Below are 12,894 nucleotides of genomic sequence, written 5' to 3' on the forward strand. Positions count from 1 at the left end.
TCGTCCATCGCTGCGTCGTCGATGCTCATCTCGTACTTGAACCCGGAGCAGCCGCCCGGCACCACGCCCACCCGGAGGCCGCCGGTCTCCGCCGGAACATCCTCGGCCGCGATGAACTCTCTCACCTTCGCCAGCGCCGCCGGCGTGAGGCGAAGGGTGATGGCCTGCTCATTGGTCGTCGCCATGTGCTCCTCCGCGAACGTCACGCCTGAAACCTAGGCACGGCGTCGAGCCAGGTCAACGTCGCGGTTCCTTTGGCAGTTGCGCCCACACGTCGTTCAAGACGATCTCCAGCTCCGGTGCGTCGGGCGTCACGCGCCACCGCAGCACGTCCGTCACCGATTCCGGCGCTTCGTCCTTCGGGTGCCAGACCTCGACGACGCGGCGGTCGGCATCCACGACCCAGTACGTGGCGACGCGATTCTCCTGGTACACGCCACGCTTCACCACCCGGTCGCCGCGCGTGCTCGAGGGCGAGAGCACCTCGATCACGAGCCTCAACGTCTTGTAGGTGCGCCAGTCCGTCGAGACCTCTTCCGGCACCACGACGAGTATGTCTGGCTGGACCCAGACATCATCGCCCCAGAAGATGTCCGCCGGACCGGAGAAAAGGGTGCGCTCCAGCCCCAGGGGCTTGAGGTACTCGGCGAGGCGAACGAGCAACCGCGTCACGACGCCCTGGTGTACGGCCCGCGGCGCCGGGGTCACGAGCAGTTCCCCGTGCACGACCTCGTAGCGGTTGCCGTCGTCGGGGAGGGCGAGCGCCTCAGCGACCGTGTAGCGTCGGACCTCGGGCAGAACGGGCATGGCCATAGTATTCGGCCTCGGTGGGTAGCGGCGCAAGGGCGAGACACTCCCTAAGATGGTGCCGCATCTCGGCTATCATGGTATCGGATCTGATGCAGGCCGGTACGGAAAAACGCGTTCAGGCCGCTTCTGGCCGCAGGATAACCACGACCAACGGAGCGGACCGGAGTGCCGCTCGGAGCCGGCGGGCCAGACCGCGGGTTAGGGATGGATCATCCATGATGTGAATGATAATCATTCACGACGTGAATTGTCCGCCGCCGGGTTGCGGCGCCTACCTTCTCCCCCCGATCTCCACGGCGGCCAGGTCAGCAACCCGGCGCCGCACCTCGAAGATCTGCGTGTTCTCTCTCGTGGGGTGCACCCGGTTCGTCAGCAGGATCACGAACAGGTCCTGATCCGGGTCCATCCAGATGGATGTCCCCGTGAACCCCGTGTGCCCGAAGGCGTGCGGGCCCAGCCGCGTGCCCGCGCTGTTCAGTCCGTCGGGGGTGTCCCAGCCTAACGCACGCGAGGAGAACGCCGAGTCCTGGCGCCGCGTGAACGCCGCGATGGTCTCGGCGCGCACGAACCCGATCTCCACGTCACGCTCGCTCGCCGCACCCGCGAAGCCGGGTCCGTGCGCGCCCATGACCAGCGCACGACTCGACGCGCGCGAGCTGGGGAACGTCCCTCCGCGCAGCATCATCTGCGCGAACCTCACCAGGTCCGGCGCGGTGCCGAACAGCCCGGCGTGTCCCGACACGCCCCCCATCGCGTAGGCGTTCTCGTCGTGGACCACCCCGTGCACCAGCCGGTGGCGGTACGTGGTGTCCATCTCCGTGGGCGCGATCCTCGGGAGCCAGCTCGGCGGCGGCCGGTAGCGCATGTGGCGCATCCCGAGCGGCTGGAACAACAGGCGCTGGACGTACCGATCGAGCCGCTCGCCAGTCATCGTCTCCACCATGTTCGTCAGAATGATCGCGCCGACGTCCGAATAGACCATCCGCGTGCCGGTGGGGTTCTCGATGGGCTCGTGCGCCGCGCGGTCGAAGATGTCTCCGCGCGTGCCAGCCTGCTGGAAGTACGGCTTCCACGCGGGAAGGCCCGAGCTGTGCGTCAGTAGGTGCCGTACGGTGATGGTGGAGTCGTGGGTGTAGCCGAACAGCTGCACGTACCCACGCACCGGCGCATCGAGGTCAACGCGCCCGTTCTCCACCAGCATCATGATCGCGGTCGTGAGCCCGACCACCTTCGTGAGCGATGCGAGGTCGTACACGGTGCGCGTCGTGACGGGCGCGCGGTGCTCGTAGTCCAGATGACCGAACGCGCGCAGGTAGAGCACGGTGTCACGCCGCCCCACTGCCACCACGGCACCGGGAAACGCGCGGCGCTGGACGGCCTCCTCGAGCCCGCGGGTCAATGGGAGCCAGCGGCCGCTGGTGTCCTGGCTAGCGGCAACCATCGCGGTCAGCGCGGCGACAGCGAGCACGCGTTTCTATCGTCATGATCGGCAACGACTTGCGCGCGTGTCAAGGCTGCGATGATGCGCGGGTGAGCCCCGCCCCAACCAGATAGAGGGGCCGCAACGCGACGGGCAACCGGCCGCCTATCCCCGCGCGCCCGAGCAGCGCGTCCGCGACGGCGCCCTCGGCGAGGTCGTTGTCGCTCCAGGCCACCAGATACGACGGCACGCCCGGGATCTGCGCGAGGACGTAGGGACTCCCCATGGACGCGACGATCACCGGCGCGCCGGCGCGGGAGAGCTGCTCGATGAGGGCCGCGAGCGAGTCGGGGATCAGCATGGCGTTCGGCCGCCACGCCGTGGGGCGAACGGCCGGCGCGAAGATCACCGGCCCGCCGCGCTGCGCCAGCGCCCGCACCGAGTCGTACGAAGCGGGACCCGACGCCGGCCAGATCCGCATGAAGCGCAACGTGTCGACACCGCTCCGGAGCGCCGCCGCGAGCATTGCGCCGGCGTTGGTGTTGTTCTCGTCGCCGTAGGCCACCACCGTGACGCGCCGCCGCTGCGCGGCGGGCAGGGGCACGAGACCGGGCGTGTCGCGCGCCAGCACGACGCTGCGCTGCGTGATATCCCTCGCGAGCGTCGCATGATCACGCCTGCCTACCGTGCCCGGGATCGCGGCGAGGTCCACCGTGCGTCGGCGGAAGAGCCGCGCGCGCGCCTTGGCCGCGAAGAGCCGCGTTACCGACGAGTCCAATCGCGCCTCGCTCACCTCGCCGCGCTCCACCGCGAGCACCACCGCCTCGATCGCCGCGTGAGCGTCGGTCGGCATGAGGAGGATGTCGGCGCCCGCCGCTAGCGCCATCACCGCCGACTGCGCGGCTCCGTAACGCGCCACGATCGCCCCCATGTTGAGCGCGTCGGTGACGACCAGCCCGCGGAAGCCGAGGTCGCGCCGGAGCAACGTGTCGAGCACGAACGCCGAGAGGGTCGCGGGCGGCGCGCCGTTGCCGGCGAGCGCCGGCACCGCGATGTGCGCGCTCATCACCGCGTCCACCCCCGCTGCGACGGTGGCGCGGAAGGGCACCAGCTCGATCGAGTCGAGCCGCGCGCGTCCCGCGTTGATCACCGGCAGCGCCACGTGCGAGTCGGTCTCGGTGTCGCCGTGGCCGGGGAAGTGCTTCGCGGTGCTGAGCATCCCGTGCTCGGCCAGGCCGCGGATGAACGCCGAGGCCAGGACGCCCACCTGGCGCGGGTCCTCGCCGAAGCTGCGCACGTTGATGATGGGATTGAGCGGGTTGTTGTTGACGTCCACGACCGGCGCGAACACCATGTTGATGCCGACCGCGCGTCCCTCGAGCGCGATCACGCGGCCCACTTCGTACGCGTCCAGCTCGCGGCCCGTGGCGCCGAGGGCCATATTGCCGGGGAAGGCGGTGCCGCCGCGGATCCGCATGGACGGGCCGGACTCCAGGTCCGCGGCGATGAAGAGCGGGACCCGAGACGCACGCTGGAGCGCGTTGAACTTCGCGGCCAGGTCGTACGCCGAGCCGCCGAGGCCGACCACGAACCCGCCGACCTCGTCGTCCACGACCAGACGGAGCGCGGCGGCCATCGAGTCCTGGTCCGCCGCCCAGTACTCGCCGCCGATCCAAGGCATCACTAGCTGGGCGGCCTTCTGGCGCACCGTCATCGAAGACAAGGCCGGCGGAGGGCCCGACTCAGGGAACGACGCGCGCAGGCGGAGCGGCGCCGCTATGGTGACAGCCACCGCCTCGGGCTCGGGCGCCGGGTTCTCGGGCGGCGGCGTTCGGGCGCACCCGGCACAGACGAGCAGCAGAGCGAAGGACGGACGCACGTGCATGGATTCGTGACTCTGGTTGCGGGTCTCGCCCTGGGAATGCAGAACCCCGTTCGGCCGGGGATCGACGTGCTGCTCTCCGACTCGGCCCATCTGATCGCCGGCAAGCGACTCGGCCTCATCACCAACCAGACCGGCGTGGACGCGCACGGCGTCTCCACGATCGACCGGTTGGCCCGCTGGCCCCACGCTCGCCTTGTCACCCTCTTCGCGCCGGAGCACGGGATCCGCGGCACGGCGCGGCCGGGCGAGCAGGTGCGCGACACGGTGGACGAGGCCACCGGCCTACCAATCTATAGTCTTCAGGCCGCAGGGCGAGCGCGACCGCCCAGCGCCGAGCAACTTGCCGGCCTCGACGTCCTGCTGGTCGATCTCCAGGATGTCGGGGCGAGACCCTACACGTACCACCGCACGATGGTGCTCGCGATGCGGACCGCCGCGAGCGCGCGCATGCGGGTCATCGTGCTCGACCGGCCGGACCCGATCGGGTGCGCCGTGCAGGGGCCTGAGCTTGCCACGGCCTACCACTCGGCGGTCGGCATCCTGCCCGTGCCCCTGCGGCACGGCATGACGATGGGCGAGCTCGCGCGCCTGGCTAACGTCGAGCTCGGCATCGGGGCGGACCTGGTGGTCGCGCCCGTATCCGGCTGGCGGCGCTGCTGCTGGTTCGACGAGACGGGCCTTCCGTGGGTGCCGCCATCGCGGAACCTGCCGGACCTCGAGTCCGCAGCGTGGTATCCAGGCACTGTGCTGCTTGAGGGCGAGGGGCTGACGATCGGCACGAACCTCTCCGTTGGGCGCGGGACCAACGCGCCGCTGCGCCAAGTGGGCGCGCCGTGGATGGACGCGGCGCGGGTCGCGGCAGCGATGCAACACCGCTACGGCGTGCGACTCGATACGCTTACCTTCGTCCCGCGCGACCCCGGCGACCGCAAGTACGACGGCGTGCCCGTCCACGCGGTCCGGTTCGGCCGCTTCGACCGCAGGCGCGGCGACGCGATCCGGGACGTCATCCGCCTCCTGGGCGTCATCCGCGAGCTGCACGGCGATTCGCTGAGGGTGGACTCCACTCTGATGGCGCGCCACCTCGGGGTGTGGCCCACCGGCCAGGCGGAATGGCCCGAGGAGGTTCGCGCGTTTCTGGCTAGGCGAAGCCCCTATCTCCTGTATCGCGGATCCCCGTGCGTCCGGCCTCCCCGTTTGCGGTAATCCCGCCCCGGGATTAGCTTCGCGTGCTGCGCAAACCCATGAAACTTCGGCAACTGACGCTGCTCCCGGAGCCGGTGAAGAAGGCGTTCCAGGACTGGATGGATCCAGTCGCGGACAGCCTCGTTCGTGCCGGTCTCCGACCCAACGGGATCACGACGCTCAGCGGCTTCGTGCTGCTCGCGTCAGGCATCGCGTTCGGCCTTGGCGCGCTCCGGCTCGGCGCGTTCATGCTGCTGTTCTCGGGCGTGTTCGACATACTGGATGGAAAGGTCGCGCGCCGCGGGAACATGTCCACGAAGTTCGGCGCCTTCTACGACTCGACGATGGACCGCCTGGGCGAGGCGGCGGTCTTCGCCGGCCTCGGCGTGTACATCATCAACACCCCGGGCCAGCGCCTGCCGGTCCTCGGCCTCGGCCTCTGCTTTGCGGCGTTGTGCGGCGCGTTCATCGTCTCCTACGCCCGCGCCCGCGCCGAGGGCCTCGGGCTCGAGTGCAAGGTGGGGTTCGCGCAGCGGGCCGAGCGCATCGTCTTCCTCGGCATTCCGACGATGATCTGGGGCGCGGGCCGCCACGGATGGCTGCTCCTCGGCATTCTCTTCGTCCTCACGGTCGTCAATTTCATCACGGTCGTGCAGCGGATCGTGCACGTGTTCCGCTCCAGTGCCGGCGCGGCGCCGCTGGCTGACCCCGTGGCCACGCCGCGGCCGTCCCCCGTGCTCGCCGATCCCGTTGGGAAAGGAACCTGATCCCCTGAAGTCTCCGAACCCGCGGCCCATCCAGCCGGCCAGGGGCCGCCTCGGCGTGCTCACTCCCGGCATGGGCGCCGTAGCCACCACGTTCATCGCGGGCGTCGAGAGCGTGCGGCGCGGACTGGCGAAGCCCATCGGTTCGCTGTCGCAGATGGCGACCATCCGCCTGGGCAAGCGCACCGAGCGCCGCGCCCCGCTCATCAAGGACTTCGTCCCCCTGGCGAACCTGCGCGACGTCGTCTTCGGCGGCTGGGACCCCATCCCCGACGACGCCTATACGGCGGCGAGGAAGGCCGGCGTGCTCGAGCAGGAGCAGCTCGATGCGATCGGCCCCTTCCTCAAGAAGATCAAGCCGATGAAGGCGGTCTTCGACCAGCACTACGTGAAGCGACTCAACGGCACCAACGTCAAGAAGGGAAGGACGAAGCGCGACCTGGCCGAGCAGCTCAGGCAGGACATCCGGGACTTCAAGAAGGCCAACAAGCTCGACCGCGCCGTGGCGGTCTGGTGCGCGTCCACCGAGATCTTCATCCGGCCCGGTCCGGCCCACCAGACGCTCAAGACGTTCGAGAAGGCCATGGACAAGAACGACCGGTCCATCGCACCCTCGATGCTGTACGCCTGGGCGTGCCTCATGGAGGACGTGCCGTTCATGAACGGCGCACCCAACCTGACGGTGGACATCGCGGCGATGCTGGAGCTGGCGCGGGAGCGCGAGGTCGCGGTCGGCGGGAAGGATTTCAAGACCGGCCAGACGCTGATGAAGACCGTGCTTGCGCCGATGCTGAAGGCGCGCATGCTCGGCCTTGCGGGGTGGTACTCGACCAACATCCTCGGCAACCGCGACGGCGAAGTGCTCGACGACCCGGAGTCGTTCAAGACGAAGGAGGAGTCCAAGCTCGGTGTGCTGGAGCACATCCTCCAGCCGGCCATGTACCCCGAGCTGTACGGCAATATCTACCACAAGGTGCGGATCAACTACTATCCGCCGCGCGGGGACAACAAGGAGGGGTGGGACAACATCGATATCTTCGGGTGGCTCGGCTACCCGATGCAGATCAAGGTGGACTTCCTCTGCCGCGATTCCATCCTCGCGGCGCCCATCGTCCTGGACCTCGCGCTCTTCGCCGACCTGGCGCAGCGCTCGGGGATGAAGGGGATCCAGGAGTGGCTGTCGTTCTACTTCAAGAGCCCGATGGCGGCTCCGGGACTGAATCCGGAGCACGACCTCTTCATCCAGCAGACCAAGCTCAAGAACACGCTCCGCTACCTGAAGGGTGAGGAGCAGATCACCCATCTCGGCATCGAATACTACGAGGAGTAACGGCATGACCTGGCAGGAAGCACCGGTTCATCGGGCCGGCGGCGAGGCTAACCTCGTCCTACCGGACCTCAACTCGGCGACCTTCTTCGGCGGCACGGGCGGACGGACCCTCCTGATGTGGGGTCTGCTGATCTGTGCCTTCGGGTTCCTCTTCGGGCTGTGGAACTACACCCGCCTGAAGAAGATGCCGGTACACGCCGCGATGCTCGAGATCTCGGAGCTGATCTACGAGACCTGCAAGACCTACCTGATCACCCAGGGCCGGTTCCTGATGATCCTGTGGGTCTTCATCGGCGCGATCATCGCCTTCTACTTCGGGGAGCTCGCCACCTGGACGAATGCGTCCGGCGCGGTCCAGCACGGCTTCCCGCTGATCAAGGTCCTCATCATCCTGGCCTTCAGCCTGCTCGGCATCGCGGGCAGCTACGGCGTCGCCTGGTTCGGCATCCGGGTCAACACCTTCGCCAACTCGCGGACCGCCTTCGCCAGCCTCCGGGGCAAGCCGTTCCCGTGCTACGAGATCCCGCTCGAGGCGGGGATGAGCATCGGCATGCTGCTTATCAGCGTCGAGCTGCTGATGATGCTGGGCATCCTCCTCTTCATCCCCGGCGACTACGCCGGGCCGTGCTTCATCGGGTTCGCCATCGGCGAGTCGCTCGGCGCCGCGGCGCTGCGGGTGGCCGGCGGCATCTTCACCAAGATCGCCGACATCGGCGCCGACCTGATGAAGATCGTGTTCAAGATCAAGGAGGACGACGCCCGCAACCCCGGCGTGATCGCCGACTGCACCGGCGACAACGCCGGAGACTCGGTCGGCCCTTCCGCCGACGGCTTCGAGACCTACGGCGTCACCGGCGTCGCGCTGATATCCTTCATCCTGCTCGCGGTGGGCAGCCCCATCGTGAAGGTGCAGCTCCTGGTCTGGATCTTCGTGATGCGCGTCGTGATGATCATCGCGTCGGGGCTCTCGTACTTCCTGAACGCCGCCTGGGCGCGGGCCCGGTTCCAGTACGCCGACAAGATGAACTTCGAGACGCCGCTCACCACCCTGGTGTGGCTGACGTCGATCGTATCGGTCGCCTTCACCTACGCCGTCTCGTACCTGCTGATCCCGGACATCGGCGGCGACCCCACGCTGTGGTGGAAGCTCTCCACGGTGATCACCTGCGGCACCCTGGCGGGCGCGGTCATCCCCGAGTTCGTGAAGGTGTTCACGTCGATGCACTCGGCGCACGTGCGCGAGGTCGTGACCAGCTCGCGCGAGGGCGGCGCCTCGCTGAACATCCTGTCGGGCCTGGTGGCCGGGAACTTCGGCGCCTACTGGCTGGGGATGTCGATGCTGCTGCTGATGAGCATCGCCTACGGCGTCAGCACCATCGGACTCGGCGGCACCGACCCGGGCGCCCCGCTCATGATGGCGCCGGCGGTGTTCGCGTTCGGGCTCGTGGCGTTCGGATTCCTCGGCATGGGGCCGGTCACGATCGCGGTGGATTCCTACGGCCCGGTGACCGACAACGCGCAGTCGGTCTACGAGCTCTCGATGGTCGAGACGCTCCCCGGCATCAAGGCTGAGATCAAGCGGGACTTCGGCTTCGAGCCGGACTTCCAAAAGGCCAAGGCTCATCTCGAGGAGAACGACGGCGCGGGGAACACCTTCAAGGCGACGGCCAAGCCGGTGCTCATCGGCACCGCGGTGGTAGGCGCGACGACGATGATCTTCTCGATCATCATGGCCCTCACCGACGGGCTGAAGCCGGAGTTGCTCTCCAACCTCTCCATCCTGCACCCGCCGTTCCTGCTCGGCCTCATCGCCGGCGGCTCGGTGATCTACTGGTTCACGGGCGCATCCATCCAGGCGGTGACGACGGGGGCCTACCGGGCGGTCGAGTTCATCAAGGCCAACATCAAGCTCGAGGGATCGACCAAGGCCTCGGTGGCGGACTCGAAGAAGGTAGTGGAGATCTGCACCAAATACGCGCAGAAGGGGATGTTCAACATCTTCATCACGGTCTTCTTCGCGACGCTCGCCTTCGCGTTCGTCGAGCCCTACTTCTTCATCGGCTACCTGATCTCCATCGCGCTGTTCGGGCTCTACCAGGCGATCTTCATGGCCAACGCCGGCGGCGCGTGGGACAACGCGAAGAAGATCGTGGAGACCGAGCTGCACCTGAAGGGCACCGACCTGCACGCGGCCACGGTGGTGGGCGACACGGTCGGCGATCCCTTCAAGGACACCAGCTCGGTGGCGTTGAACCCGATCATCAAGTTCACGACGCTCTTCGGGCTGCTCGCGGTGGAGCTGGCGGTATCGCTGTCGGCCGAGCGCGGCGTGACTCTTACGCACATCCTCGCGGCCATCTTCCTCGCCGTCTCGATGACGTTCGTGTGGCGTTCGTTCTACGGCATGCGCATCGATGGCGCTTCGGCTCACTGACCACCGTCAGGCTCGTCGTTACGCTCGCCGGCGCGGTGGCGATCGTCTGGGTGCTGTGGTGGTTCCTGGCACCGGGACGATCGCCTCCGTCCGCGGAACCATCCTTTCCAGCTCCATCCGGATCCGCCGGACTCGTGGCTGGGCTCGTCGCCATCGTGACGCTGATCGGCTCCTTGCCGCTGCTGGCCTCCCGCTCGACCGCCGGGGCCGATCTGCTGGCGCGGGCCCTCGGGCCCTCGACCCGCGTGGCGCGGGACGCGATGCCGTGGCTCTTCGCGCTGCCCGCAAGGTCGCTCCAGATCGGCCTTCTCGTCCTCTCGCTACCCGTGGTGTTCTGGGCCGGCCGTCCGCTCTTCGCCGCCGCGTGGCGGAGCGTGCGGCGCCGAAGGGCGGACGAGAGCACGCTGATCGGTGTGGCGGCTGCCGTGGCGATGCTCGCCTCAAGCGCCGTGGCGCTCGCGCCGGGACTTCTAGCCCGTTCGGGCATCGCCGCCGACGCCTCCTTCGAAGTGGTGACCTCCCTGATCGCGCTGTCGCTCGGGCGGCGCCTGCTGGAAGCGCGCTTGCTGGCGCGCATCGCCGGAATAGCCGCCGCGGCGCCGCCGGCGGCCGTGCCGAGTCCGGAGCTCGCCGAGCGAGTCGGCGGCCTGGTCGCGCCGATGGCGCTCGCTCTCGCCGTCGCCGCCTTCGTGCTTTGGCTCGACCTCGCGCCCGGGCCATCCGGCGGCCTCGGTCTCGTGGCGTTCGTCTCGGTACTCGTGGCCGCGAGCCCGGCGACGCTCTACCTCGCCACGCCTACCGCCGTCCGCGTGGGCGCGGGCCACGGCGCGCGGCGCGGCGTGCTGGTGAAGGGCGGTGACGCGCTCGAGGCCGCGGCGGGTCTGGACGTCGTCGTGCTGGACAAGACCGGCACGGTGACCGAGGGGAGGCCGGCCGTCATCGAGGTGCTAACGAGCTGGAGGACGGACGACCACACTAGCGGCCGGGCGCCGCTGGACGAGGAGTCGGTCCTGCGCTACGCGGCCGCCGTCGAGCGTTTCGCCGACCACCCGCTCGCCGCGGCGATAGTGCGGGAAGCGGGTTCGCGAGAGCTGACGCCCCCCGACGCCGAAGCGTTCGAGGCCCGCCCCGGGCGTGGCGCGAGCGCCGTGGTGAATGGACGCCACGTTGCGGTGGGGAGCGCGGCGTTCCTCATCGAGTTGGGCGTTGACGTCGGGCCCTTCACCGACGCGGTGGATACGCTGGCCGCGAAGGCGCGGACGCCGGTCCTCGTGGCCCTGGACGGGGTGCCCGTCGGCCTGCTCGGTCTGGCCGACCGGATCAAGCCGTCCGCCGTCGGGGCGGTGCGGCAGCTTAAGAAGATGGGGCTGCACGTCGTCCTGGTGACGGCGGACGTGCGCAAGGCTGCGATCGCGGTGGGGGGGGAGGTCGGCGTGGACGATGTCGAGTCGGGGATGCCGCCGACCGGAAAGGTGGAGGTGATCCGCAAGCTCCAGCGGTCCGGCCGCCGGGTCGCGATGATCGGTGACGCAGCCCAGGACGAAGCCGCCCTGGCCGCCGCCCAAGTGGGCATCGCCGTCGGGGCCGATGCAGAGGTCTCCGATCTCGCTGCGGACGTTGCGCTGACCAGCGGCGATCTCCGGCTCGCGGTCACCGCTCTCGAGCTAGCCCGCCGCACCATGCGCACGGTCCGTCAGAACCTTTTCTGGGCATTCGCGTACCATGTCGTGGGCCTGCCGGTAGCGGCGGGCCTCCTGTACCCGCTGTTCGGCGTCGTGCTGTCGCCTCTCATGGCGAGCGCGGCGATGGTGTTATCGTCCGTGGCCGTGCTCGCGAACAGCGTGCGGCTGAACCGCTTCACCCCGACCTTTGCCACCTGATCCCGGAGAACCATTATGAAACGCGTCCCGTTCGTTCTCGTCCTCGGCAGCCTGACCGCCGCGCCGCTCGTGGCGCAGCGCCCCGCCAGCGGGGCCTTCGTCATCCGCCTGGGCAGCGACACCACGGCGGTCGAGCGCTTCACGCGCACGGCCACCCGGCTCGAAGGCGACGTCGTGTCCCGCGCGCCGCGCACCACGGTGCGCCACTACGTGGTGGACTTCGCGCCGAACGGCAATGTCACCCGCGCGGAGATCGTGGTACGTCTTCCCGGCGCGCCGGTGACGGCGACACCGTTGCAGCGAATCCTGGCGACATTCACGGGCGACTCCGCCGTCGTCGAGATCCGCCGCGACACGGCGGTTCAGACGCGGCGCGTCGCCGTGGCCGCCGGTACCGTGCCGATGGTGGGTGGCGCCGCCTCGACGTTCGCCTCGTTCGAGCTCCTCGCTCAACGTTTCCGCGCGGCGCGGAGCGACAGTCTGCCCGTCCGGGCGTACTACCTGGGAGGAGCTAACACCACCATGATGGGCGTCAAGGCCATCAATCGTGACTCGCTATGGATGTACGACGGGAACGACGTATTCCACGTGCGCGCGGACCACGACGGGCTGATCCTGGGCGCCGTCCCCTTGAGCGGGACGCAGCAGTTCACCGTGACGCGCGTCGCGACGGTGGATATCGATGGTCTCGCCACGGCCTTCGGCGCCCGCGACCGCAACGGCCAGGGCCTCGGCGCGCTGTCCACGCGCGACACTGTTCGCGCGACGGTGGCCGGCGCTGCTTTATGGATCGACTATGGCCGTCCGGCCAAGCGCGGCCGCGTCCTCTTCGGCAGCACCATAGTGCCATGGGGCGAGGTGTGGCGCACCGGCGCCAACGCCGCCACGCAGTTCAGGACCGACCGCGACCTCGAGCTGGGCGGCGTGCGGCTCCCGGCCGGCTTCTACACCTTGTGGACCATCCCGTCGCAGTCAGGGTGGAAGCTCCTCATCAACAGCGAGACGGGGCAGTGGGGAACGGACCATCACGCGAACCGGGACATCTTCCAGCTCGACATGCGTTCCGCGACGCTCCCGCAGCCGGTCGAGCGCTTCACGATGTCCATCGTGCCCGATGGGCAGGGCGGCGTTCTCAAGCTCCAGTGGGACGCGACCGAGGCTTCGATCCCATTCACCGTTCGATAGA

At 68.8% G+C, this 12,894-nt stretch carries 10 protein-coding genes; 6 read left to right on the forward strand and 4 right to left on the reverse strand.

Translation table 11 applies throughout. The features are described 5' to 3' along the window. The 4 genes from Q8Q85_11810 to Q8Q85_11825 form a co-directional block, all read right to left on the reverse strand. A partial coding sequence (locus Q8Q85_11810) for a hypothetical protein (protein ID MDP3774939.1) occupies window positions 1-206 on the reverse strand: 206 nt, incomplete at its 3' end. A gap of 31 nt (window positions 207-237) precedes the next feature. Continuing rightward, complete coding sequence (locus Q8Q85_11815; GenBank protein MDP3774940.1) at window positions 238-813, reverse strand: Uma2 family endonuclease; 576 nt, start codon at window positions 811-813, stop codon at window positions 238-240. A gap of 268 nt (window positions 814-1,081) precedes the next feature. Continuing rightward, a complete protein-coding gene (locus Q8Q85_11820) occupies window positions 1,082-2,278 on the reverse strand; it encodes a serine hydrolase domain-containing protein (GenBank protein ID MDP3774941.1) in 1,197 nt (398 codons plus the stop codon). A 40-nt stretch (window positions 2,279-2,318) separates the two neighbouring features. Continuing rightward, entirely contained in the window at window positions 2,319-4,115 is a 1,797-nt protein-coding gene (locus Q8Q85_11825; protein MDP3774942.1) for a glycoside hydrolase family 3 N-terminal domain-containing protein, read from the reverse strand. A gap of 6 nt (window positions 4,116-4,121) precedes the next feature. On the opposite strand from Q8Q85_11825, the gene Q8Q85_11830 reads away from it, so the two are divergent. From Q8Q85_11830 to Q8Q85_11855, 6 genes are all read left to right on the forward strand, one after another. After that, a complete protein-coding gene (locus Q8Q85_11830) occupies window positions 4,122-5,321 on the forward strand; it encodes a DUF1343 domain-containing protein (GenBank protein ID MDP3774943.1) in 1,200 nt (399 codons plus the stop codon). 38 nt (window positions 5,322-5,359) lie between these two features. After that, window positions 5,360-6,067, forward strand: a complete 708-nt coding sequence (locus tag Q8Q85_11835; GenBank protein MDP3774944.1) for a CDP-alcohol phosphatidyltransferase family protein — start codon at window positions 5,360-5,362, stop codon at window positions 6,065-6,067. Window positions 6,068-6,122: 55 nt separating this feature from the next. Continuing rightward, entirely contained in the window at window positions 6,123-7,394 is a 1,272-nt protein-coding gene (locus Q8Q85_11840; GenBank protein MDP3774945.1) for an inositol-3-phosphate synthase, read from the forward strand. A 4-nt stretch (window positions 7,395-7,398) separates the two neighbouring features. After that, entirely contained in the window at window positions 7,399-9,828 is a 2,430-nt protein-coding gene (locus Q8Q85_11845) for a sodium-translocating pyrophosphatase (protein MDP3774946.1), read from the forward strand. Between the two features lie 134 nt (window positions 9,829-9,962). Beyond that, window positions 9,963-11,708, forward strand: coding sequence for an HAD-IC family P-type ATPase (locus tag Q8Q85_11850; GenBank protein ID MDP3774947.1), 1,746 nt, complete (start codon window positions 9,963-9,965; stop codon window positions 11,706-11,708). Between the two features lie 15 nt (window positions 11,709-11,723). Then, a complete protein-coding gene (locus tag Q8Q85_11855) occupies window positions 11,724-12,893 on the forward strand; it encodes a DUF2911 domain-containing protein (protein ID MDP3774948.1) in 1,170 nt (389 codons plus the stop codon). The last annotated feature ends 1 nt before the right edge of the window (window position 12,894 follow it).

The sequence above is a fragment of the Gemmatimonadales bacterium genome (assembly GCA_030697825.1).
Classification (GTDB): Bacteria; Gemmatimonadota; Gemmatimonadetes; order Gemmatimonadales; family JACORV01; genus JACORV01.